The sequence below is a fragment of the Pseudomonas sp. Irchel s3b2 genome, assembly GCF_900187445.1.
Taxonomy (GTDB): Bacteria; Pseudomonadota; Gammaproteobacteria; order Pseudomonadales; family Pseudomonadaceae; genus Aquipseudomonas.
The window spans coordinates 85678-106879 of sequence record NZ_FYEB01000011.1; the positions used below are offsets into that span (position 1 = coordinate 85678).

Sequence of the window (21202 nt, forward strand, 5' to 3'; positions counted from 1 at the left end):
GTTAAACCGGCGCGACACTAGCAGACATAGGGGGTATGGGCAAATGAGCGGGGCGTTTCGGTCAACGAGTTTTGGGAGTGAATGCGATCTCAGAGATGAGGGGGATTGCCCTGGCCGGTAAGTTAAACCATTTCAGCAGCGACGCATTCCTTGTAGCAGCTGCCGAACGCAGGCTTCGCCAGCTGCTACAGATCGCATTACGGCTTAACTCACCGAGTGCAGTGTCGATCATGATTAATGTGTTGAGTCATCGGGATAATTGATTTGATATCGAGTGCTGCGCCCGCCGCCGGGCAGGCGTTTCAGGCAGCCCTTCTCCAGCAGTTCGGCCAGATGACGGGTCGCGGTAGCTTTGGAAACCTTTGCCACTGCCTGGTATTGAGCGGCGCTGATGCCATTATCGAAACCTCGTTCCCCGCCATCGAGCAAGCGATTCAGTACTTTGGTCTGCTCGGCCGACAGTTCAGATTCCCGATGCGCCTGCCAGAAGCGCGCCTTGCCCAGTACCGACTCGATCCGCGTCATGGCTTGCTGCAAACTGCGCAATAAGGTTTGCAGGAACCACTCCAGCCACTCGGTGATATCCAGCGTGGCTTTCTGGCTGGTTTCCAGTACTCGGTAATAGCCGGAACGATCATCCAGAATGCTCGCCGACATGGCGTAGAAACGGATGGCCTGAGCCTCACCCTGAGCCAGGGCCAGATCAGTGATCGTTCGCGTCAGGCGACCGTTGCCATCGTCGAAAGGATGCAACGTCACGAACCAGAAATGCGCGACGCCGGCCCGCAGCAAAGGGTCGAGGCCAACCTGATTTCGGCTGGCTTCAAACCAGGTCAGGAAGGTTTCGAGTTGTCGTTCAAGACCAAGGCGAGGCGGCGCTTCGAAGTGAACGGTCGGCCTGTCGAGTCGCCCCGAAACCACTTGCATGGGCTCGTCGCCGCGCAGGGCACCGACACGGATCGACCGGGCGGCGAGATCAGTGTCTTGCTCAGGAAACAGCCATTTATGCCAATCCAGCAATCGCACCAATGTCAGTGGTTCAGCGAAATGCCGGGTCGCGTCGAGCATCAATTGCGCAAGGCCCTCACTGCGCTGGCTCACCTTATCGCCATTGACCAGGTCCAACCCCAACCGTCGCGCCAGAGAAGAGCGTATGGAGCCAACATTCAGCTGTTCACCCTCGATAGCGGACGAGGTCACGATGTTCTGCAACAACGCATCCAGTTCGTTTTGCGCGCTCAACGTACTGCCTATCGAACTGGCCATCCCCATCAACCGACCCTGCGCCTGAACGCAGTCGCGCAAAAGTAGCGTCAAGCGCTCGGCTTGCCATTGGAAGTTCGGCCAATCAGGCTGCTGCCAGATCCAGTGAGGTGCCATGGAGTCGGTGCTCTTGGAATGAGTGAGCCGATTAAAACTGCTATTCGGCTCATATAGTGAGCCGAATATGACGCCTATTCGGATCACCGTCCAGTTGTCGGACAGCATGTCGTCCCCGTCCGGCTGCGACTGAATCGCGCAACATGTGGGTTGGCTGCAGTTCAATGCGGTCAAAGTGTATTCAGGATTTATTTTCAGGCATTAAAAAGCCGGCTTGTGGCCGGCTTCTCGGGGACTGGCTTGGTTTATTTTTGGTAAACCGCGCCAGCCTTCAAAACGTACACCCGGATCTTGCGTCCGGCTGTGGGACTTGGCGAGAAAATCATCTGCCTTGTCGGTGCGATCTGAGCCTGAAGAAGGGTCGATGCGCAAATGTGGGGCGCAGCATACTGATTTTTTTGAGAAATTCCCAGCTTGGCATGCGGAGTAGAGCGAACGAGGCAACCCCCCGTAGGAGCGAGGCTTGCCCGCGAAAAACGATGACGCGGTCTGCCTGGCGGACCGCGGCGCTCCCTTCGCGGGCAAGCCTCGCTCCTACAGGGCAAGCCCCCTCGCCATGGTTGCTTACAGGAAGGGCACAGACGGCCGGCGTTTATTGAGCGTCGACCACCAGAATACCCATCCCAATACCCTGATGTTTTGCTTGTCGATCTGCTCGGCACTGAAGATCTCGTCTGGATATTCGGCTTTGTTGTAGCTGCGCAACCGCAGCGCATTCCCCGGCATCCGATGCAGGTATTTGATCCGCAACATCCCGTCGTGCTCGATCGCATAAATCTCCCCATCAATAACCTGAGTCAGCCCGCGGTCGATCGCAAGCGTCGAACCGTCTTCTATCTTTTCGCCCATGCTGTTGCCGATCATGTGGGTACAAATAGCGTCGGTGTGATTGATTTCCAGGGAGTCGAGGTGGCTGCGGGGCAGGCGGATGGCTTGGGTGGGGTCTTTGATGACGTGAGTTTTGTTGGAGCCCGGAGCGGTGGCTGTTTCTTTATAGAAGGGCAGCTCGACGTCGATGGGCTCGATCACCGTGTAGATGCCGCGAATTGCCTGGGCGTCGAAGGTGTTGCCGGACTCGTCGAGCACGCGCAGGCGCGAGGACTCTTTCGGGCCTTCGCCGGTTTTCAGCCAGTCGCTATTTACAGACAGTAGTCTGGCGACCTCTTCCATGCGGTAGGCGGGCACACCGCGGGTGTACCAGTTATGGATGTTTTGCGCTTCCGTGTCGAAGAAAGCGGCAAATCCTGTGGTTGTGATTTTCGCTGCTTCGAGGAGTGCTTTAAACCGTGGGCCGCTAGTGTTCTTTTTCATAAACGCGAGTTTACTGGCGCAGGATGGGGGTTTGAATAAACGACCCGTTCAAATTTCGAGGGAAATTTAAGACTGGATGTAAGGCTCCTTTTGTAAAAATTAAACAAACAAAAACCCAAGCCAAGAAGCTGCAAACGCATTGTTAAAAGCGTATTTCCATGCGCCCACAAAAAACCCCGGATCAACCGGGGTTCTTCTTCAAACGTCGCAGCTGGAAGCTTACCGCGGCTTCTCAGCCTTTATAGGCAGCAACCGACTTGGTGATCGCATCGCGGGCGGCATCTGCGCCGGCCCAGCCTTCGATCTTCACCCATTTGCCTTTTTCGAGATCTTTGTAGTTCGCGAAGAAGTGCTCGATCTGCTGAATCAGCAGCGCAGGCAAATCGGTGTATTCCTTCACGTCGACGTACAGCTGGGACAGCTTGTCGTGTGGAACCGCGATCACTTTGGCATCGCCGCCGCCGTCGTCGGTCATGTTCAGGATGCCGACTGGACGCGCGCGGATTACCGAACCTGGAGCAACCGGGTAAGGGGTCACGACTAGCACGTCGAGGGGATCACCGTCGTCGGCCAGGGTGTTCGGGATGTAACCGTAGTTGGCCGGGTAGAACATCGGGGTGGCCATGAAACGGTCAACGAACAGGCAGTCGCTGTCTTTGTCGATTTCGTATTTGATCGGCGCGTGGTTGGCCGGGATCTCGATCGCGACGTAGATGTCGTTCGGCAGGTCTTTGCCAGCCGGAATCTTGCTGTAGCTCATTGGGCGGTGCCCCCGTAGTTGACCAAAAACACTTGGCCGGATTGACCAAAAAGTGGCGGCGATTATAGGCATATTCTGCCGTCGTTGCCATGCGCCAGAGGTCGTAGAGACCCAGGTGTCCGCTAGTCGTGTGCCTGATAGACCGGGTTCTCGGCCAGAAGTTGCTTCAGCCTCGCCAGCGGATCTTGCCGGTAAAACAGCTTTAACTGCTCATAAACCTGTGGATAAGCCTCATGCAACAAATCCGGGGCGCTGAAGAAATATTCGCTGGTGACCGCGAAGAACTCGGCGGGGTTTTCCGCTGCGTATGGGTCGATGGCGGTTTGCGCGTCAGGGTTGCGGTCCAGTTGCCGATCGAGGTCGTTATAGGCTTCTTGCATGACTTTGGCCCAGTCGCTGACGCGCATATCGGCATGCAGCGGTGGCAGACCATTGGCGTCGCCATTGAGCATGTCGAGTTTGTGCGCGAGTTCGTGGATGACCAGGTTGTAGCCTTCCCAGCCACCGCTGGCCATCACGCCGGGCCAGGCGAGAATGATCGGGCCTTGCTGCCAGGCTTCGCCGCTGTGTTCTCCGTCCCATTCGTGTTCGACGCCGCTGGCATCGCGATGGCGCTGGGGGCTGAGGAAATCGTCGGGGTAGAGGATGATTTCGTGAAAGCCCTGATACCAGTTCAGATCGCCCAGATGCAGCAGCGGCAATTGGGCCTGGGCGGCGAGCAGCAGGCGTTGCTCCTGGTGGAGTTCGACGCCGGGCAGGGCGGTCAGGTGTTTATCTTGCAGGAACAGCACGCAGGCTTCGCGCAGCCATTGGTCTTCGGCTGCGCTGAGGCCATCGAGAAAACTCAAGTGATGGCGCACCCGTTGCCACATGTCGTCGGCAATCGGATGCCTGGCCAGGGTGCGCTGGCGTCGCCAGGCGCTAAGGGACCACATCGTGAGTCAGCGGGGTTCGGCTTTGGACGCAGCATGACCGAGGCGGCTGCGGATCACGCTGATGATCATCGGCAGCAGCGACAGCAGGATGATGCCCACCACCAGCAGCGACAGGTTTTTCTTGATGAACGGTACGTTGCCGAAGAAGTAACCGAGGGTGACCAGGCCACCCACCCAAAGGATAGTGCCGAGGACGCTGAAGGCAAAGAACCGTGGGTAAGGCATTTTGCCAATACCCGCGACGAAGGGGGCAAAGGTGCGGATGATTGGCATGAAGCGCGCCAGGGTTACGGTTTTGCCGCCGTGCTTGTCGTAGAAGTCGTGAGTTTGTTGCAGGTAGTCGCGGCGGAAAATTTTCGAGTTCGGGTTGCGGAACAACCGTTCGCCAACGGTGCGGCCGATCACGTAGTTGGTGCTGTCACCGAGTATCGCCGCCAGCATCAGCAGGCCGCCGAGCAGCACCGGGTCCATGCCGCCACCGGCCGCCACGGCGCCCGCGATGAACAGCAGGGAATCGCCCGGCAGGAATGGCATCACCACCAGACCGGTTTCGCAGAAGATCACCAGAAACAGAATGGCGTAAATCCATGCCCCGTAGTTGGTCACCAGCAAGTCGAGGTAAACATCGAGATGCAGGATAAGGTCGATCGGGTTGAAATCCATGGAAAGCACCTGTGGTGATGGCCCGACTCTGCAGGCCTGTGCGGATGGCTTGACGTAAGACTACAGCTAAGTGTGATTTTTCTTACGAGCCGGAAGAATGGGCATTATACGGGGTGACAAGTGAAAAACGCGTCGAGTTTGTAGCGGGGGATGTCGATGGGTCGACCATAGGTCTGTTGGCTTTGCACAATCCTTGTGGCGAGGGAGCTTGCTCCCGCTGGGAGTGCGAAGCGCTCCTGGTCCGACTACGCGGTGTATCAGGATAATCGCTTTGGTGGGTTTACGACTGCTGCGCAGCCGAACGGGAGCAAGCTCCCTCGCCACAAAGGCCTCAGTGCGTTACAGCTCCTCACTGATCGGCAACACGTAGTTCTTGAACTCGGTGTCTTCCTTGAACCCGATGGATTCGTAGGTTTTCTGCGCGACGTCGTTATTGCTGCTGGTGGAAACGCGCATGCGCACGGCATTGGTTTCCTTGGCCATTTTTTTCGCGGTGCGGATCAGGTTATCGGCCACCAACTGGCGGCGGGCGTCTTCGGCGACGTAGATGTCGTTGAGAATCCACACGCGTTTAAGCGAAAGAGACGAAAAGCTCGGGTACAACTGACAGAAACCCATCAGTTTGTTGTTGTCGTCATCGGCCAGGGCCAGGTAGATCACCGATTCCTTGCGCCGCAGGCGTTTCTCGAGGAATGCCCGGGACGAGTCCGGATACGGCAGGGAGCCGTAAAACTCACGATATTTGACGAACAACGGGGTCAGCAGGTCGAGGTGTTCGAGGGTCGCTTGAATAATCCGCATGGTAGGTCTCGTCTTCAAGTGGCTGTCTTACGTGGTGACGGCGATGGGAAACCCCTGGCGGCCGTGCATCGATCCTGCCTGAAACCTGAATAGAAACGCAATGCGGAAACGGTTCAGGCATCCGACGGACTCAGTAGGAAATTACCTTTCATGTCCGCATCAATTTCCGACTCCAGCGTCTGAACCTGGGCTTCGTCCTTCAGACTGACCCCCGATAACTGCCGCCGACAGGCTTCGCGCATCAAATACAGCAAACGGTGGGCCGCCATGCCATAACTCAAGCCTTCGAGCCGGACATTCGAGATGCAGTTGCGATAGGCGTCTGTCAGTCCGACTTTTGGATTATAGGTGAAATACAACCCAAGGCTGTCTGGCGAGCTCAAGCCGGGGCGTTCGCCGATCAATATGACCACCATCTTCGCGCCCAGCAGCTCGCCAATTTCGTCGGCCACCGCGACTCGGCCCTGTTCCACCAGAATCACCGGCGACAGGGACCAGCCCTCAGCGGCTGTCTGTTCTTCCATGCGCGCCAGGAACGGTAAGGTGTGGCGATGAACGGCCAATGCCGAGAGGCCATCGGCCACCACAACGGCCAAATCGATCCCGCCAGGATGGCTCAGCGCGTAGTCGCGCAGGGTCTGCGCCGACTGATCACTCAGCTTGCGCCCCAAATCGGGGCGCTGCAGATAGCTGTTCCGGTCCGTGGCGGCGCTGTGCAGCAACAAACTCTCACGTCCACGCTCGGCCAGTTGCGAACTGAGCCCCATGTGATCGAATGGCAGGTGCACCGCATCCCGGGCCTGGGCATGAGCGTACTGAAAATCCAGCTGCGCGCTGGTCGGCATACTGGTGCCTGTACGACCGAGGGCAATACGTGCCGGGGTCAGGCGACGCAGTTCCAATAATGGGTTTTGCGGATCGACAGGTGGTTTATCCATCTCAATACTCATCCCAGTTGCGCCATGGCTTGACGGAAGGCTGGCGGAAGGTTGTCGCCGAAGTGAATTTTGCCGTCTGCCTGGGTGAAGATGCCCATGTTCGCCAGCCACTGTTCAAACTCCGGTGCCGGTCTCAGGCCCAAGGTTTTCCGAGCGTAGAGGGCGTCGTGGAACGACGTGGTCTGGTAGTTGAGCATGATGTCGTCGGAACCGGGAATGCCCATGATGAAGTTGATCCCGGCCACGCCCAGCAGGGTCAGCAGGGTGTCCATGTCGTCCTGGTCGGCTTCGGCATGGTTGGTGTAACAGATGTCGCAACCCATGGGCACGCCCAGCAGCTTGCCGCAGAAGTGGTCTTCGAGGCCGGCGCGGATGATCTGTTTGCCGTTATAGAGGTATTCCGGGCCGATGAAGCCTACAACGGTATTCACCAGAAACGGTTTGAAATGGCGTGCCACGGCGTAGGCGCGGGTTTCGCAGGTCTGTTGGTCGATGCCGTGATGGGCGTTGGCCGACAAGGCGCTGCCCTGGCCGGTCTCGAAATACATCAGATTCTGGCCCAACGTGCCGCGATTCAGGCTCAAGCCCGCGTCATAACCTTCCTGCAAGACGTTGAGGTTGATACCGAAACTGGCGTTGGCCGCTTCGGTGCCGGCAATCGACTGGAACACCAGGTCCAGCGGAACACCGCGATTCACCGCCTCGATGGAGGTGGTGACGTGGGTCAGCACGCAGGCCTGTGTAGGAATTTCGTAACGCTGGATGATCGCATCGAGCATTTCCAGCATGGCGCAGATCGAGGCGATGCTGTCGGTGGCCGGGTTAATGCCGATCATTGCGTCCCCGTTGCCGTACAGCAGGCCGTCGAGAATGCTCGCGGCGATGCCGGCCGGTTCGTCGGTGGGGTGATTGGGTTGCAGGCGTGTCGAGAGCCGGCCGTGCAGGCCCAGCGTGCCGCGGAATTTCGTGACCACGCGGATTTTCTGCGCCACCAGCACCAGGTCTTGCACGCGCATGATCTTCGACACGGCGGCGGCCATTTCCGGGATCAGGCCCGGAGCTAGGGCACGCAGGCTCTGTTCGTCGGCGGCGTCGCTGAGCAGCCAATCGCGAAAGCCACCGACAGTGAGGTGGCTGACTGCTTTAAAAGCCTGTTTATCGTGAGTGTCGATGATTAGTCGGGTGACTTCATCGGCCTCGTAAGGAATCAGTACTTCCTGCAGGAAGTGAGTCAGCGGGATGTCTGCCAGGGCCATCTGCGCAGCCACTCGCTCGCCATCATTGAGGGCTGCAACGCCGGCCAGAAAGTCCCCGGAGCGCGCCGGGCTGGCTTTGGCCATGACGTCTTTGAGACTGTCGAAGCGGTAGGTCTGGGCGCCGACGGTATGGGCAAATACGGCCATGGGACGGTGTCCTCCTGATTCAATAAACAACTCAAATGCACCGCCTAACCCTGTAGGAGCGAGCTTGCTCGCTCCTACATTTAGATCTCGGTGCACTTCAATATGGCAGGCGCCGGGAATCAGCCCGGCGCCGGTGCAACTCAGACGCCTTCGAGCATCGCATCCGCCGGCGCGTCGGAACGCTGCTTGGCAGTCAGTTGGAAATACAGGTAACCGGCCGCCATGAACCCGAGGAAAACACACCCGATCAAGGTGTTGAACCATGCCATCGCCACCAGGCACACCACGGCCAGAAACAGCGCGATCCCCGGTACGATCGGGTAGCCCGGTGCACGGAAGGTGCGTTCCAGGTTCGGCTCGGTTTTACGCAACTTGAACAGGCTCAGCATACTGATGATGTACATCACGATGGCGCCGAATACCGACATGGTGATCATCGCAGCCGTCAGCGTCATGCCCTGCAGATTGACCAGGCCGTCGCTGTAGATCGCCGCGATGCCGATCACGCCGCCCGCCAGAATCGCCCGGTGCGGTGTCTGGAAACGCGAGAGTTTGGCCAGCCCTTTGGGCAGGTAACCGGCGCGAGCCAGGGCGAAGAACTGTCGCGAGTAGCCAAGAATGATCCCGTGGAAACTCGCCACCAGGCCGAACAGGCCGATCCACACCAGCATGTGCATCCAGGTCGAATTATTGCCGACCACGGCTTTCATCGCCTGAGGCAGCGGATCGTTGATGTTCGACAGTTGACGCCAGTCGCCGACACCGCCAGCCATCACCATGACGCCGATGGCCAGGAACACCAGGGTCAGAATGCCACTGACGTAAGCCCTGGGAATCGTGCGTTTCGGGTCCTTGGCTTCCTCGGCGGCCATGGCGGCGCCTTCAATGGCGAGGAAGAACCAGATCGCGAAAGGGATTGCCGCAAAGATGCCGGGGATCGAGGCCATGGTGAATTCGTTGGAACCCGACCAGCCGTTGAGTACGAAATTGCTGAAGCTGAAGCCCGGTGCGACCACGCCCATGAACACCAGCAATTCGGCGACCGCCAGCACGGTGACCACTAATTCGAACGTGGCAGCGATGCTTACGCCGAGGATATTCAAGCCCATAAACACGAAATAGGCGCCAACAGCGGCGATCTTCGGGTCCAGTTCCGGGTATTGCACGTTGAGGTAGGCACCGATGGCCATGGCAATGGCCGGAGGCGCAAAGACGAATTCGATCAGGGTGGCAATGCCGGCGATTAGTCCGCCTTTTTCACCGAAGGCCCGACGGCTGTAGGCAAACGGCCCGCCAGCGTGGGGAATAGCGGTGGTTAATTCGGTGAAACTGAAGATGAAGCAGGTGTACATCGTCGCCACCATCAGGGCGGTGACGAGAAAACCCAGGGTGCCTGCGGTGCCCCAGCCGTAACTCCAGCCGAAGTACTCGCCGGAAATCACCAGACCGACGGCAATGCCCCATAGATGCAGGGTGCCGAGTGTGGGTTTGAGCTGTGTAATCGAAGTCATAAGTCCTCTCTGTCTTTTTTATTGTTTGATCTGTTGGACTTTCGGGTATGGCGTTTTAGGTGTAGAGCGGGCACGCAAAGCCCATGCCAGACCAGCAGGGCGATGATTAGTGTGTCATTGAGGACGCCTTCGCGAGCAACCCCGCTCCCACATTGGGCCTATGGTGTGCCTGCAATTGTGGGCACGCCGGAAATCTATTGTGGGAGCGGGCTTGCTCGCGAAAGCGGTTCGAAGGGCGATACAGAACTACCTGTATCGCCCCCGGTTTTTAGAAGAAGCCCAACGGATTGATGTCGTAGCTCACCAGCAGGTTTTTGGTCTGCTGATAGTGATCGAGCATCATTTTGTGGGTTTCACGGCCGACGCCGGACTTTTTGTAGCCGCCGAACGCGGCGTGCGCCGGGTACAGGTGGTAGCAGTTGGTCCACACGCGACCGGCCTTGATGGCACGGCCCATGCGGTAGGCGCGGTTGATGTCGCGGGTCCAGAGGCCGGCGCCCAGGCCGAACTCGGTGTCGTTGGCGATGGCCAGGGCTTCGGCTTCGTCCTTGAAGGTAGTGATGCTCACCACCGGGCCAAAGATTTCTTCCTGGAACACGCGCATTTTGTTGGTGCCCTTGAGCAGGGTCGGCTGGATGTAATACCCGGTCGCCAGGCTGCCCTCGAGTTTTTCTACCTTGCCGCCGGTCAGCAGTTCGGCGCCTTCGCCCTTGGCGATTTCCAGGTACGAAAGGATTTTGTCGAATTGCTGCTCGGACGCTTGGGCGCCGACCATGGTGTCGGTGTCCAGCGGGTCGCCACGTTTGATTTGCAGGACTTTGTTCATGACCACTTTCATGAACTCGTCGTAGATCGACTCTTGCACCAAGGCGCGGGACGGGCAGGTGCAGACTTCGCCCTGGTTGAAGAATGCCAGCACCAGGCCTTCGGCGGCTTTCTCGATGAAGGTCGGTTCGGCTTGCATGATGTCTTCGAAGAAGATGTTCGGCGACTTGCCACCCAGCTCCACGGTGGACGGAATGATGTTTTCAGCGGCGCATTTCATGATGTGCGAGCCGACCGGTGTCGAACCAGTGAAGGCAATCTTGGCGATGCGCTTGCTGGTGGCCAGGGCTTCCCCGGCTTCTTTGCCGAACCCTTGCACCACGTTGAGCACGCCGGGTGGCAGCAGGTCGCCAATCAGTTCCATCAGCACGGTGATGCCCAGCGGGGTTTGCTCGGCAGGTTTGAGGACCACGCAGTTACCGGCGGCCAGGGCCGGGGCGAGTTTCCAGGCGGCCATCAGAATCGGGAAGTTCCACGGAATGATCTGCCCGACCACGCCCAGCGGTTCATGGATGTGATAGGCCACGGTGTTGCCGTCGATCTCGGCGGCGCTGCCTTCCTGGGCGCGGATGCAGCCGGCGAAGTAGCGGAAATGGTCGGCGGCCAGCGGGATGTCGGCGTTGAGGGTTTCGCGAACGGCCTTGCCGTTGTCCCAGGATTCGGTGATCGCCAGCACTTCCAGGTTCTGTTCGATGCGATCGGCGATTTTCAGCAGGACCAGCGAGCGTGCCTGGGCGGACGTGGCGCCCCAGGCATCGGCGGCGGCATGGGCAGCGTCCAGGGCCTTTTCGATGTCTTCGGCTGTGGAACGCGGGAATTCGGCAATAGGTTGGCCGTTGACCGGCGATGTATTGGTGAAGTACTGACCTTTGACAGGCGCGACGAACTCGCCGCCGATGTAGTTACCGTATTTGCTCTTGAACGAAACGATAGCGCCTTCAGTACCGGGGTGAGCGTAACGCATGATGGGTTTCTCCTTGGCTTTTGTGCTTATAAGGGAGGACGCGCTAAAGCGCTGCATTAAGCGTAGAGCAAAGGTCGGGCCAGCGCCTTGCAGATCAGGTAAATCAAGGCCTTGCGTGTTTTTTGTCGGATAAATGGGCGGCGTTTGTGACGCTTGCGGTACAGCTTCCGTGACACTTTGTACCGTTTGTGGCACGGCCTGTGACTGGCGGGTCTTGTCGGCATTGCAATGCTGGCTAGGCTGGAGGATGCTCGAACCTCCCTCCCTGTAGGAGCGAGGCTTGCCCGCGAAGGCCATGACGCGATTTGCCTGATGCACCGCGTTATCGTTCTTCGCGGGCAAGCCTCGCTCCTACAGGGTCGGCGTAAACCTCTCGGGGAGAATAATAAGAAATGCACGACAATCATTTGAGTCGCCATGCCCAGCAAGTGCTGACCGTGACCCAAGGTAAATCCCACCTGCACGGTCCCGGCAGCGATCCGTCCATTGCCCGTTCCTGGCTGCGTTGTCTTGAGGACTATCACCTCGACCCGGCCCTGACCATGGCGCCGACGGTGCTGGAACATGGCCGCGTGCTGGAAAGCCGCGAACGCTTGCAGCAAGTGCTGCAGATCGCTGGCAACGAAATGACCAGCCTCCACCAGCAACTTTCCGGTGCCGGTCATGCGGTGCTGCTGACTGACGCCCGTGGCGTGATCCTCAACTGCGTCACCGCGCCCGCCGAACGGAAGATTTTCGAGCGCGCCGGCCTTTGGCTCGGCGCCGACTGGAGCGAAGCCTGCGAAGGCACCAATGGCATCGGCACCTGCCTGGTGGAGCGTCAGTCCCTGACCATCCATCAGGACGAACATTTTCGTGGCCGTCACACCGGCCTGACCTGCTCGGCGAGCCCGGTGTTCGATCCTCATGGCGAGCTGTTAGCGGTGCTCGACGTGTCTTCGGCGCGTCACGAGGTTTCGCGTCAGAGCCAGTTCCACACCATGGCCCTGGTCAATCTGTCGGCGAAGATGATCGAGAGCTGCTATTTCCTGCGTTACTTCGATAATCAGTGGTTACTGCGTTTTCACCTGCAGGCTGAATCCGTTGGGCTGTTCAGCGAAGGGTTGCTGGCGTTTGATGGGGAAGGGCGGATCAGTGCGGTGAACCAGAGTGCGCTGAATTTACTGGGGCATATTCGTGGCGGGCTGTTGGGCAAACCGGTGGAGGCGTTTTTCGACTGCTCGCTGGATGAATTGCTCGGCCGCGCAAGCCCTAGTGCTAGCGCCAGTTGGCCGCTGCGCACCCGTGACGGGCGGCGGTTGTTTGCCGTATTGCGCGGGCAGCCGCGCAGTATTCCGGTGCCGGTGGTGCAAAGCCCGATGATTGTCGAGCGTCCGCGTTTGTCGGGCATCTGCCTGGGCGACGCCGCGCTGCAGGAGGATTTCCGCAAGGCCTTGCGCGTGTTTGAGCGGGACGTGCCATTGCTGATCAATGGCGAAACCGGCTCAGGCAAGGAGGCCTTCGCCAAAGCCGTGCATCAGGCCAGTCAACGAGCAGAAAAAACGTTCGTCGCCCTCAATTGCGCGGCGATCCCCGAAAGCCTGATCGAGAGCGAACTGTTCGGCTATCGCGGCGGCAGCTTCACCGGCGCGCGCAAGGAAGGGATGCGCGGCAAGTTGCAGCAGGCCGATGGCGGGACTTTATTCCTCGATGAAATCGGTGATATGCCGCTGAGCATGCAGACCCGTCTATTAAGGGTGCTGGAAGACCGTCAGGTGGTGCCGATTGGCGGTGAGCCGGAATCGGTCAATGTGCGGATCATCAGCGCCACTCACCGCAATCTGCATGAACGGGTGCAGGACGGCAGTTTTCGCGAGGATTTGTATTACCGGCTCAATGGGCTGGAGGTCGCATTGCCGGCGCTGCGTGAGCGCGCTGACAAATCACAGTTGCTCGACTTTTTGCTGGCCGAAGAGGCGGGTGGGGAAACGGTATTGATCGACGGACCGGCGCGGCAGGCCTTGCTGGATTTTGCCTGGCCGGGGAATGTGCGGCAGTTGCGCAATGTGCTGCGAACCCTGGCGGCGCTGTGTGACGGCGGTCGGATCGGGCTGGAGGATTTGCCGGCGATGATTCGCCAGGCCCGGCCGATACCGGCGTCGGCGGTTGAAGAACCGTCCGAGTATCCGCTGGACGATGCCGAGCGGCTGGCGTTGCTGACGGTGCTGGAGCAGCAACGCTGGCACATGACCCACACCGCCGAACAGCTGGGCGTCAGCCGCAATACCCTCTACAGAAAGCTGCGCAAACACGGTATCGCCCGCTAGAGCACCGGATCCTGACCCTGATCCTGTAGGAGCGAGGCTTGCCCGCGAAGAACGATAACGCAGTGCATCAGGCAAACCGCGTGATGGCCTTCGCGGGCAAGCCTCGCTCCTACGGGGGTTGTGGTGTTTGTCTTGAAACACAAGGTGCGATTTTCCCCTCCCTACGCTAACCTGCGGCCATGTTTTACGAGGTCGACTATGCACATTCATATTCTTGGTATTTGCGGCACTTTCATGGGTTCGATGGCGGTTCTGGCCAAAGAGCTGGGCCATCACGTGACGGGCTCCGATGCCAACGTCTATCCGCCGATGAGCACTCAGCTGCAAGCCCAGGGCATTGAGTTGACCCAAGGTTACGACCCGGCGCAACTCGATCCGGCCCCGGACCTGGTGGTGATCGGCAATGCCATGTCCCGTGGCAACCCGGCCGTCGAATATGTGTTGAACAAAGGCCTGCCGTACGTCTCCGGGCCGCAATGGCTGGCGGATCACGTATTGCAAGGTCGTTGGGTGCTGGCGGTTGCCGGCACTCACGGCAAAACCACCACCAGCAGCATGCTTGCCTGGGTGCTGGAGCACGCCGGCATGAGCCCGGGTTTCCTGATCGGCGGCGTGCCGCAGAATTTCTCGGTGTCGGCGCGTCTGGGTGATACGCCGTTCTTCGTGATCGAAGCCGACGAATACGACAGTGCATTCTTCGACAAGCGCTCCAAATTCGTTCACTACCGTCCGCGCACGGCGATCCTGAACAATCTTGAGTTCGATCACGCCGACATTTTCCCCGATCTGCCGGCCATCGAGCGTCAGTTCCACCACTTGGTGCGGACCATTCCGAGCGAAGGCCTGGTGATCCATCCGACCACCGAGCCAGCCTTGCTGCGCGTGATCGAAATGGGCTGCTGGACCCCGGTGCAAACCACCGGTGCCGGCGGTCAGTGGCAAGTCAAACTGCTCAGTGAAGACGGCTCGAAATTCGAAGTGATGTTCGAAGGCGCCGTTCAAGGCGTGGTCGAGTGGGACATGACCGGCCAGCACAACGTCGCCAACGCCTTGGCCACCTTGGCTGCTGCGCGTCACGTCGGCGTAGTACCGTCGATGGGCATCGCTGCACTGAGCGCGTTTAAAAGCGTGAAGCGCCGGATGGAGAAAGTCGCGGAAGTGCGTGGCATCACCATTTACGACGATTTCGCTCACCACCCGACTGCCATCGCCACCACCCTCGACGGTCTGCGCAAGCGCATTGGCGACGCGCCGTTGATCGCGATCATTGAGCCGCGCTCCAACTCCATGAAGCTCGGCGCTCACCGCGATGGTTTGCCGGAAAGTGTGGTCGATGCCGATCAGGTGATCTGGTATTCGCCGGCCAACCTCGGTTGGGATCTGGGTGCCACCGCAGCGTTGTGCACGGTGCCGTCGATCGTCAGCGATTCGCTGGAAGGCATCATCGAGCGTGTGAAGAGCCAGGCCCAGCCCGGCACTCACGTGGTGATCATGAGCAACGGCGGCTTCGGCGGGCTGCACGGCAAACTGGCCGAGGCGCTGCAATGAACAACGGCCCGGAACGCATCACGCTGGCGATGACCGGCGCTTCGGGTGCTCAGTACGGCTTGCGCCTGCTCGACTGCCTGGTGCGTGAAGACCGCGAGGTGCACTTCCTGATCTCCAAGGCCGCGCAACTGGTGATGGCCACCGAGACCGATGTCTCTCTGCCGTCGAAACCGCAGATGATGCAAGCCTTCCTCACTGAATACACTGGCGCCGCTGCCGGGCAGATTCGGGTGTATGGCAAGGAAGACTGGATGTCGCCGGTGGCTTCGGGGTCTGGCTCGCCAGCGGCGATGGTGGTGGTGCCGTGTTCCACCGGGACCTTGTCGGCTATCGCGACCGGGGCCTGCAACAATTTGATCGAGCGGGCTGCCGACGTGACCTTGAAGGAGCGCCGCCAGCTGATTCTGGTGCCGCGCGAGGCGCCGTATTCGAGCATTCATCTGGAGAACATGCTCAAGCTGTCGAACATGGGCGTGACGATTTTGCCAGCATCGCCGGGCTTCTATCACCAGCCGCAGACCATCGATGACTTGATCGACTTCGTCGTGGCGCGAATTCTCAACTGTTTGAACATCCCGCAAGACATGCTGCCGCGTTGGGGCGAACACCATTTGAGCAGCGATGAATAAGCTGCTGATCATCCTGTTGGCTTTGCAGTTGGCGGGCTGCGCCACGGTGCGCACCCTCGATGCCGCCAAGCCTGGAGCGCCGGTGGTGTATTCGGGGACGCGTCTGGATTGGTATGCGATGAATGGCGGGTGTTGCGCCATGGACCGATTCGGTGCAGAAGCGCCGAGCTATCCGGGTGTTGACCTGCCGGCCAGCGCCTTGCTCGACACGTTGCTGTTGCCGCTGTCGTTGTTGACGGTGTTGGGAGTGAATTTTCAGGCGACGGGTGGATTGTAGGAGCGCTTTGCGCTCTGTTCGCGGGCAAGCCTCGCTCCTACAGGGAATGCGTCGTTTTCACGGCATACCTCTAACTTGTAGGAGCGAGGCTTGCCCGCGAAGGCGTCCGCAAGATTACTTTCCGAGCTTGCGCAACTCATCCGACTCGACAATCCGCACGCCATCCTGCTCTTCCAGCGCCAGGCGCCACATCGCTCGGGCCAGTTGGCAGGCTTCGATGCCGTGGTATTTGCCCGGAATCAATCGCGACAACGGACCGGCAACTTTCTCGCCCAGTCGTGGCTCGACGCGATCGCCCAATAACAACGAAGGCCGGCAAATGGTCAGCTGCGGCCAATTCTGCGCGCGCAATGCGTGTTCCATCTCGCCTTTGACCCGATTGTAGAAAATCGAGGATCTGCGATCGGCGCCCAGGGCGCTGATCACGATCAAGTGCCGTGCGCCCATTTCACGCGCACGCTTGGCGAAGGCCACGACCATGTCCAGGTCCACTGCGCGAAATGCTTGCTCGGAGCCGGCTTGTTTGATTGTGGTGCCGAGGCAGCAATAGGCAATGTCGACGCGACCGTTCAATTGCGGCAAAAACGTTGCCGGGTCGCCGACCGGGTTTTCCAAGTGAGGATGCTCGGCCAGCGGCCGGCGTGAGGGGGCTAATACCCGTGTAATCGTTGGCTCGTTAAGTAGACGGTCAAGCAAATGTTCACCGGTTAACCCGGTAGCTCCGGCAAGCAATACATGCTGAGGCGTCAAGTACATAGTCATTCCCCCTTGATACTATTCAGCTTAGTTGCTCTTTTCATCCTTGCTGATAGAGACACTTTGCAGGGCCTTTCGTGCCTGCTGTTTGCGTAACGATTGCCAATGGGCGAGAACGGTTTTCGGGGCCCAGATTTGCGGCTCGGAGGCTTCGAAGTTGTCGGCCAGTTCACGTTCGGCCACGGTGGCCCTGGCCAGTTTGAAGGCTTGCTCCAGATCATCGGTCTGGTTCAGCGCCTGGGCGAACAGCGCGTCGCCGAAATAGGTGAAGTTGGCTTCCTCCGAACACCCAAAGGACACTCGGTCGGCGCGCGAGGCGGTCATGATCAGGGTGCGTTCGTCCTTGAGTGCGGGGATGAAACCGCCGGAATAGCAAGACGAAATCACAATGATCTTGTCGCGTTTCTTCAGGGGCGCGAGGACGGCGGCGAGTTCGTCGGCCGGCAGGTCGGCCAGTTCCATGCGTGGCTGGTCGAGCACCAGTTCGTGTTCGCTGGTGCCATGGCTGGTCAGGTAAATGAACAGCAAGTCTTCCGGGCCGCTGCGTTCGGCCAGGGTCTGGGCGGCGCGGCGCAGGTTCTCCCGGGTGGCCATCGGCCGGTCGCCGAGGTGATCGCGATGGTTGACCAGGCGGATCTGACCGAAGGCGCCGAAACGGCTGGCGAGCATGTTGGCGACGTAATCGGATTCGCGCAGGAACACGCTCTGCTTGCCGTCGCCGCCGACGGTCATGGTGTACAGCTCGACCGCGGGGGTCGAGGCGGGCACGTTGGCCAGTGCATCGTCGAGCAAGCGACCTTGAGCCAGCAAGCCGAGTTCGAGGGGGTCGGGCAACAGCTTGCCGTCGGCATCGCGCACGCGCTGACTATTGACCCAGGTGCCGCTCTGCACCGTGCCATCGGTCAGCACCAAAGTACCCTGGCCCTGATAGTTGTCGCCGTCGAACTGGCCGGTATAGAAACTGCCATCGGCCAGGTTCAAGCGGCCCTGACCGGTGAAACGCCAGTCGCTGAACTGACCGATGTAGTGACTGCCGTCGGCGCCGATCAACTCGCCCTTGCCGCTGAGCACGCCTTCCTTGAACTGACCGAGCCAGACATCGCCATCGGCGTTCTCGTAGCGGCCCTTGCCGTGCAGTTGATTGTTCTTGAAGCCGCCGACATAGATATCGCCATCGGCACTGTTGAAGGTGCCGTTGCCTTCCAGCTGGCCGTCAGCGAAATGCCCGGTGAACTGATTGCCGCTGGCATCGCTGCGCTGGCCTTCGCCGTTGGGTTTGCCGTGGGCGAATTGACCTTGGTACTGGCTGCCGTCTTCGAGTTCCAGACGACCGAGCCCTGAATATTGATCGGCCTTGAATTCGCCGCGGTAGGTCATGACGTTTTCTTTGAGGGTGCCTTCACCGTCCCGTCGACCCGCCTTGAAACCGCCGGTATAGCTGCTGCCAGTGGTGGTCAGCGTGCCTTGACCGTCGAATAGCCCTTGCTGGAATTGTCCGCGATAGACCTCGCCATTGCTGCCGTGCCATTCGCCCTGGCCATGCCATTGGCCTTTGTCGAACTGGCCGGCGTACCAGCTGCCGTTCGGGTAATCGATGCGACCCTCGCCTTGCAGCAAACCGTTGACCAGATCACCGCGATAGCGTCCGCCGTCCGGCAGGCGGGCGTCGGGAGGCAATAACGATTCGCCATCGCCGCAAGCGGTGAGCAACAGGGTCAGAGCAAGGAGTGCAAATGAGCGCATAGCGGGATCCGGGCAATTAGGCGACCGAGTATGCCGCAGCTATGTGTCGCATTTATAGAGACACGGCAGAGACACGGCGCGAAACAGCCTGAGCTGCTTCGCATCCGGGATGCTTTACACGAAGCAGAGGGACAGTGGCTCGGCGATATACGCCGGTTTGTCCGACCCTTCGATTTCAAGCGTGGCGGTGGCCTTGAGCAGCCATTGGCCGGGTTTTTTCTCGATGACTTCGTTCATGTCGACCTTGAGTCGAACCCTGGAATTGACCTTCACAGGCTGGATGAAACGAACGCTGTCCAGACCGTAGTTGACCACCATCTTCGCGCCTTCGGGCAGGATGAGGATGTCTTCCATCAGTTTGGGGATCAGCGACAACGACAGGAAACCATGGGCGATGGTGCTGCCAAAAGGTGTTTGCGCGGCTTTGACCGGGTCGACATGGATGAACTGAAAATCGCCCGTGGCTTCTGCGAACAGGTTGATGCGTTCCTGATCGATGGTGAGCCATTCGGAACGTCCGAGTTCCTTGCCGACAAAATCTTTGAGCTCTGCAACTGGAACATAGGGCATTGAGACTCTCCTTGGGTCATCGGTTTTATAGTTTTCGAGTGGGGGATCAGACCTCCCTGCGAACCACTTTAGATCAACATGGCAAATGGCTCCGGTCAACTATCCATGCTTTTGGCGAATGCCGATTCATAGTGTTGACGTGCTTATAATGCCTCGCGCCTTTTGCAGGAGATGATGGATGTTGTTACGTGGCCTGACCTGGCTGGTGCTGTTTCAATTGCTCGGCACCGCCCTCAACCATCTGATATTGCCTGTGCTGCCGGGGCCGATCATTGGCCTGCTGCTATTGCTGGGATATCTGATTATTCGCGGCCAAGTCGGCGAGCCGCTGAGCCTCGCGGCCAGCAGTCTGCTGCGTTACCTGCCGTTGCTATTGGTACCGCCGGCCGTGGGGGTGATGGTGTATGCCGCCGACATTGCCGCGGATTTCTGGGCGATCACCGGTGCGCTGGTGTTGTCGTTGCTGCTGTCGATGGCCTTCGCGGGGGTGCTGATGGAGCGCTTGGTCAAGCGTCATGCCCATTCCGAGGACGACCAATGATGTTCGATTGGCACGGCGCCTGGGTGTCGGTGATTCATCATCCATTGTTCGGTATTGGTATTACGCTGGGGGCGTATCAGTTGGTGCTGGCAGCGTTCGAGAAAACTCGCTGGGTTTTTCTGCAACCGGTGCTGGTCTCCATGTTACTGGTCATCGGTGTACTGGTCAGTTGTGGCCTGAGCTACGCCGAATACCGCAAGAGCACCGAGATCCTCAGTATCTTGCTCGGGCCGGCTACCGTTGCGCTGGCGGTGCCGCTGTACCTCAACCTGCGGCGGATCCGTCAGTTATTCTGGCCGATATTTACTACGCTGGTGATAGGTGGCGTGGCCGCCACGGGCATGGTTGTGTTGCTGGGCTGGTGGTTCGGTGCCGACCACATGATCCTGATGACCCTGGCGCCCAAATCGGTGACCTCGCCGATTGCCATGCTGGTGGCGCAGCAGATCGGTGGCGTCGCGGCGCTGGCGGCGGTGTTCGTGTTGATTACCGGGGTGATCGGGGCGATCTTCGGGCCGAGTCTTTTGACTCGTCTCGGTGTCCATAGCCCAGAGGCCCGTGGTATGGCCCTGGGCATGACCGCCCATGCGGTCGGTACCTCGGTGGCCTTGCAGGAAAATGAAGAGTGCGGCGCCTTCGCGGCGCTGGCGATGAGTCTGATGGGCGTGGCCACGGCGGTGTTCCTGCCGTTGGCGGTGTCGATGGTGGTGTAAGGAAATGTCTATGAGTTTGCCGCTTTTTCCGCTGAACACGGTGCTGTTTCCGGACTGCATCCTCGACTTGCAGATCTTCGAGGCGCGCTACCTGGACATGATCGGTCGCTGCATGAAACAGGGCGGCGGCTTCGGCGTGGTGTGCATCCTCGACGGTGAAGAAGTCGGCATCGCCCCTGAAGGCTACGCACGGGTGGGGTGCGAGGCGCTGATCACCGACTTCCACCAGCAGGACAATGGCTTGCTGGGTATTCGGGTGAAGGGCGGGCGGCGTTTCCACGTTGTGCGCACGGAGGTGCAGCGCAATCAGTTGATCGTCGCCGAAGTCGAGTGGCTGGAAGACGAGCCCGAGCAACCACTACAGGATGAGGACGCCGACCTGGTCGCGCTGCTCAAGGCTTTGGCGGAACACCCGATGGTCGAAGCGCTGAGCATGGGCACCGAAGCGACGGGGCAACAGTCGCTGGCCAATCAGCTGGCCTACCTGTTGCCGTTTGCCGAGGTGGACAAGATTGACCTGCTGCAACTTGATGATCCGCAGCAACGGCTGGATGCGATTCAGGCGTTGCTGGATGAATTGCAGGGTGAGTTGTTTGCCTGACGTGCGCTAAAAGATCGCAGAAAATTG

Annotated in this window: 20 protein-coding genes; 7 read left to right on the top strand and 13 right to left on the bottom strand. The window is 59.3% G+C overall.

The features are described 5' to 3' along the window. Window positions 1-234: 234 nt before the first annotated feature. From CKW20_RS21030 to CKW20_RS21075, 10 genes are all read right to left on the bottom strand, one after another. Window positions 235-1380 (bottom strand): Fic family protein, encoded by a 1146-nt coding sequence (locus CKW20_RS21030; protein WP_095054596.1) that lies wholly within the window; start codon window positions 1378-1380, stop codon window positions 235-237. Between the two features lie 564 nt (window positions 1381-1944). After that, window positions 1945-2691, bottom strand: coding sequence for a S24 family peptidase (locus tag CKW20_RS21035; protein ID WP_095054597.1), 747 nt, complete (start codon window positions 2689-2691; stop codon window positions 1945-1947). Between the two features lie 232 nt (window positions 2692-2923). Continuing rightward, complete coding sequence (ppa, locus tag CKW20_RS21040) at window positions 2924-3451, bottom strand: inorganic diphosphatase (protein WP_007894323.1); 528 nt, start codon at window positions 3449-3451, stop codon at window positions 2924-2926. A gap of 122 nt (window positions 3452-3573) precedes the next feature. After that, a complete protein-coding gene (locus tag CKW20_RS21045) occupies window positions 3574-4386 on the bottom strand; it encodes a zinc-dependent peptidase (RefSeq protein ID WP_095054598.1) in 813 nt (270 codons plus the stop codon). A gap of 6 nt (window positions 4387-4392) precedes the next feature. Further along, a complete protein-coding gene (locus CKW20_RS21050; protein WP_030129562.1) occupies window positions 4393-5049 on the bottom strand; it encodes a DedA family protein in 657 nt (218 codons plus the stop codon). A gap of 339 nt (window positions 5050-5388) precedes the next feature. Next, on the bottom strand, window positions 5389-5850 hold the full coding sequence (locus CKW20_RS21055) for a GNAT family N-acetyltransferase (protein ID WP_095054599.1): 462 nt from the start codon (window positions 5848-5850) through the stop codon (window positions 5389-5391). Between the two features lie 113 nt (window positions 5851-5963). Continuing rightward, window positions 5964-6788: an ethanolamine ammonia-lyase subunit EutC gene (eutC, locus tag CKW20_RS21060; protein ID WP_095054676.1), complete on the bottom strand. Its 825-nt coding sequence runs from the start codon at window positions 6786-6788 to the stop codon at window positions 5964-5966. An 8-nt stretch (window positions 6789-6796) separates the two neighbouring features. After that, window positions 6797-8191: an ethanolamine ammonia-lyase subunit EutB gene (locus tag CKW20_RS21065; RefSeq protein ID WP_095054600.1), complete on the bottom strand. Its 1395-nt coding sequence runs from the start codon at window positions 8189-8191 to the stop codon at window positions 6797-6799. Between the two features lie 140 nt (window positions 8192-8331). Then, window positions 8332-9702: an ethanolamine permease gene (eat, locus tag CKW20_RS21070; protein ID WP_095054601.1), complete on the bottom strand. Its 1371-nt coding sequence runs from the start codon at window positions 9700-9702 to the stop codon at window positions 8332-8334. A gap of 268 nt (window positions 9703-9970) precedes the next feature. After that, window positions 9971-11491, bottom strand: coding sequence for an aldehyde dehydrogenase family protein (locus tag CKW20_RS21075; protein WP_052967093.1), 1521 nt, complete (start codon window positions 11489-11491; stop codon window positions 9971-9973). 392 nt (window positions 11492-11883) lie between these two features. On the opposite strand from CKW20_RS21075, the gene CKW20_RS21080 reads away from it, so the two are divergent. From CKW20_RS21080 to CKW20_RS21095, 4 genes are all read left to right on the top strand, one after another. Beyond that, window positions 11884-13797 (top strand): sigma-54-dependent Fis family transcriptional regulator, encoded by a 1914-nt coding sequence (locus tag CKW20_RS21080; protein ID WP_095054602.1) that lies wholly within the window; start codon window positions 11884-11886, stop codon window positions 13795-13797. A gap of 198 nt (window positions 13798-13995) precedes the next feature. Next, window positions 13996-15345: a UDP-N-acetylmuramate:L-alanyl-gamma-D-glutamyl-meso-diaminopimelate ligase gene (mpl, locus tag CKW20_RS21085; protein ID WP_008009026.1), complete on the top strand. Its 1350-nt coding sequence runs from the start codon at window positions 13996-13998 to the stop codon at window positions 15343-15345. Continuing rightward, the gene (ubiX, locus tag CKW20_RS21090; protein WP_007894343.1) at window positions 15342-15974 is read left to right on the top strand and encodes a flavin prenyltransferase UbiX; all 633 of its coding nucleotides are present in this window, start codon (window positions 15342-15344) and stop codon (window positions 15972-15974) included. Before mpl ends, ubiX begins: the two co-directional genes overlap by 4 nt. Beyond that, window positions 15967-16251 carry a YceK/YidQ family lipoprotein gene (locus CKW20_RS21095; protein ID WP_095054603.1) on the top strand — a complete coding sequence of 95 codons (285 nt, stop codon included), beginning with the start codon at window positions 15967-15969 and terminating at the stop codon, window positions 16249-16251. The genes ubiX and CKW20_RS21095 overlap by 8 nt, the downstream gene beginning before the upstream one ends. 114 nt (window positions 16252-16365) lie before the next feature. On the opposite strand, the gene CKW20_RS21100 is transcribed toward CKW20_RS21095, so the two are convergent. The 3 genes from CKW20_RS21100 to CKW20_RS21110 all read right to left on the bottom strand — a co-directional run bounded on the left by CKW20_RS21100 (window position 16366) and on the right by CKW20_RS21110 (window position 19320). Beyond that, entirely contained in the window at window positions 16366-17007 is a 642-nt protein-coding gene (locus CKW20_RS21100) for an oxidoreductase (protein ID WP_095054604.1), read from the bottom strand. A 27-nt stretch (window positions 17008-17034) separates the two neighbouring features. Beyond that, window positions 17035-18750, bottom strand: a complete 1716-nt coding sequence (locus CKW20_RS21105; RefSeq protein ID WP_095054605.1) for a C13 family peptidase — start codon at window positions 18748-18750, stop codon at window positions 17035-17037. A gap of 114 nt (window positions 18751-18864) precedes the next feature. Beyond that, the gene (locus tag CKW20_RS21110) at window positions 18865-19320 is read right to left on the bottom strand and encodes a MaoC family dehydratase (protein ID WP_095054606.1); all 456 of its coding nucleotides are present in this window, start codon (window positions 19318-19320) and stop codon (window positions 18865-18867) included. 178 nt (window positions 19321-19498) lie between these two features. Here CKW20_RS21110 and CKW20_RS21115 point away from each other — a divergent pair, with 178 nt between their 5' ends. The 3 genes from CKW20_RS21115 to CKW20_RS21125 are packed head-to-tail and all read left to right on the top strand — an operon-like array spanning window position 19499 to window position 21175. Further along, window positions 19499-19861, top strand: coding sequence for a CidA/LrgA family protein (locus CKW20_RS21115; protein WP_095054607.1), 363 nt, complete (start codon window positions 19499-19501; stop codon window positions 19859-19861). Then, the gene (locus CKW20_RS21120) at window positions 19858-20574 is read left to right on the top strand and encodes an LrgB family protein (protein ID WP_095054608.1); all 717 of its coding nucleotides are present in this window, start codon (window positions 19858-19860) and stop codon (window positions 20572-20574) included. The genes CKW20_RS21115 and CKW20_RS21120 overlap by 4 nt, the downstream gene beginning before the upstream one ends. A 10-nt stretch (window positions 20575-20584) precedes the next feature. Then, window positions 20585-21175 (top strand): LON peptidase substrate-binding domain-containing protein, encoded by a 591-nt coding sequence (locus tag CKW20_RS21125; protein WP_052967100.1) that lies wholly within the window; start codon window positions 20585-20587, stop codon window positions 21173-21175. The last annotated feature ends 27 nt before the right edge of the window (window positions 21176-21202 follow it).

Coding starts and splice junctions, on each gene's coding strand:
- CKW20_RS21030 (WP_095054596.1), bottom strand. CDS start 1,380: ATGGCACCTCACTGGATCTGGCAGCAGCCTGATTGGCCGAACTTCCAA.
- CKW20_RS21035 (WP_095054597.1), bottom strand. CDS start 2,691: ATGAAAAAGAACACTAGCGGCCCACGGTTTAAAGCACTCCTCGAAGCA.
- ppa (WP_007894323.1), bottom strand. CDS start 3,451: ATGAGCTACAGCAAGATTCCGGCTGGCAAAGACCTGCCGAACGACATC.
- CKW20_RS21045 (WP_095054598.1), bottom strand. CDS start 4,386: ATGTGGTCCCTTAGCGCCTGGCGACGCCAGCGCACCCTGGCCAGGCAT.
- CKW20_RS21050 (WP_030129562.1), bottom strand. CDS start 5,049: ATGGATTTCAACCCGATCGACCTTATCCTGCATCTCGATGTTTACCTC.
- CKW20_RS21055 (WP_095054599.1), bottom strand. CDS start 5,850: ATGCGGATTATTCAAGCGACCCTCGAACACCTCGACCTGCTGACCCCG.
- eutC (WP_095054676.1), bottom strand. CDS start 6,788: ATGGATAAACCACCTGTCGATCCGCAAAACCCATTATTGGAACTGCGT.
- CKW20_RS21065 (WP_095054600.1), bottom strand. CDS start 8,191: ATGGCCGTATTTGCCCATACCGTCGGCGCCCAGACCTACCGCTTCGAC.
- eat (WP_095054601.1), bottom strand. CDS start 9,702: ATGACTTCGATTACACAGCTCAAACCCACACTCGGCACCCTGCATCTA.
- CKW20_RS21075 (WP_052967093.1), bottom strand. CDS start 11,491: ATGCGTTACGCTCACCCCGGTACTGAAGGCGCTATCGTTTCGTTCAAG.
- CKW20_RS21080 (WP_095054602.1), top strand. CDS start 11,884: ATGCACGACAATCATTTGAGTCGCCATGCCCAGCAAGTGCTGACCGTG.
- mpl (WP_008009026.1), top strand. CDS start 13,996: ATGCACATTCATATTCTTGGTATTTGCGGCACTTTCATGGGTTCGATG.
- ubiX (WP_007894343.1), top strand. CDS start 15,342: ATGAACAACGGCCCGGAACGCATCACGCTGGCGATGACCGGCGCTTCG.
- CKW20_RS21095 (WP_095054603.1), top strand. CDS start 15,967: ATGAATAAGCTGCTGATCATCCTGTTGGCTTTGCAGTTGGCGGGCTGC.
- CKW20_RS21100 (WP_095054604.1), bottom strand. CDS start 17,007: ATGTACTTGACGCCTCAGCATGTATTGCTTGCCGGAGCTACCGGGTTA.
- CKW20_RS21105 (WP_095054605.1), bottom strand. CDS start 18,750: ATGCGCTCATTTGCACTCCTTGCTCTGACCCTGTTGCTCACCGCTTGC.
- CKW20_RS21110 (WP_095054606.1), bottom strand. CDS start 19,320: ATGCCCTATGTTCCAGTTGCAGAGCTCAAAGATTTTGTCGGCAAGGAA.
- CKW20_RS21115 (WP_095054607.1), top strand. CDS start 19,499: ATGTTGTTACGTGGCCTGACCTGGCTGGTGCTGTTTCAATTGCTCGGC.
- CKW20_RS21120 (WP_095054608.1), top strand. CDS start 19,858: ATGATGTTCGATTGGCACGGCGCCTGGGTGTCGGTGATTCATCATCCA.
- CKW20_RS21125 (WP_052967100.1), top strand. CDS start 20,585: ATGAGTTTGCCGCTTTTTCCGCTGAACACGGTGCTGTTTCCGGACTGC.